A 1,187-nucleotide genomic window follows, 5' to 3' on the forward strand; every position below is an offset into this window, starting at 1 on the left:
TGTAAGTGTCCCAAAATCGCAGACAGTTTGAAATTAGAGAATATCACTTAATTTTAAACTGATGAAAAAGACCAAATTCACCGAGACACAGATCGTTTCGATCCTCAAACAACAGGAAGCTGGCATTCCAACCAAGGAGATTTGCAGGCAGAATGGCATTTCCGAAGCCACTTTTTACAATTGGAAGAGCCGGTATGGCGGGATGGAAGCTTCTGACGTTAAACGCCTGAAAGATTTAGAGGAAGAAAATTCACGCTTGAAAAAGATGTTTGCCGATCTGAGCCTGGATAATCAAATACTTAAAGAGCTGTTCGCAAAAAAGGGCTGGGCTCTGCCGCAAAAAGGGAATTGACCGAGGAGATTGTTCGAGAGCACAACATCGCTGTGAGCAGAGCCTGTAAAATTGTTAACCTCGTTCGTTCTCAATACTATTACAGCAGTAAGAGAGATGATTCTGAGGTGATAGAGTCGTTGCAAGACTTGGCATTTAAACACCCTTCATACGGGTTCAGGAAACTTTTTGCCTACCTGCGTAGATCTGGTAAGCTGTGGAACCATAAGCGAGTTCACCGTATTTATCAAGTTTTAAAGCTGAATAAGAGGCGAAAAGGTAAACGCCGATTACCTGATCGCGTTAAACAACCGCTGGTTCAGCCTGCGCAAGTGAATGAGACTTGGAGCGTGGACTTTATGAGTGATTCTATGATTGGGAATCGTAAATTCAGGACGTTCAACGTGATCGATGATTGCTCTCGCGAGGCCTTGGCCATTGAGATTGATACTTCGTTGTCCTCAAAGCGAATTACCAGGGTTTTGGAACGGATCGGGCTGAGTAAAGGCTTTCCGAAAGCGATAAGGTCGGACAACGGACCAGAATTCACATCGAAAGATTTTGCAATTTGGTGTGCTGATAGAAATATCGAAACACGGTTTATTCAGCCAGGAAAACCCATGCAGAACGGTTTTATTGAACGATTTAATCGGCTTTATCGAGAAGCGGTACTAGATGCTTATTTGTTTTTCGACCTAGATCAGGTCAGGCAATTGACCGCGGAATGGATTGATGAATATAACCACCGAAGACCTCATGAAGGACTCGGCAATATGACACCTTTTGAATGGAAAGACTTGCTGCTGAAAAAGGAAATACAACAACAAATGGCTGTCTGAAAATCGGGGTACATACA

At 43.3% G+C, this 1,187-nt stretch carries 1 protein-coding gene; it reads left to right on the plus strand.

Going from position 1 to position 1,187, the window contains the following annotated elements; translation table 11 throughout:
- The first annotated feature begins 61 nt into the window (after positions 1 to 61).
- Positions 62 to 1,170 (plus strand): IS3 family transposase gene (locus L0660_RS26020; protein ID WP_235162024.1). Its coding sequence is split into 2 segments (ribosomal slippage): positions 62 to 308 and positions 308 to 1,170, totalling 1,110 coding nucleotides; the frame shifts between segments, so codons are not numbered across the junction.
- Positions 1,171 to 1,187 lie beyond the last annotated feature (17 nt).

The sequence above is a fragment of the Dyadobacter sp. CY351 genome (assembly GCF_021502625.1).
Lineage (GTDB): Bacteria > Bacteroidota > Bacteroidia > Cytophagales > Spirosomataceae > Dyadobacter > Dyadobacter chenhuakuii.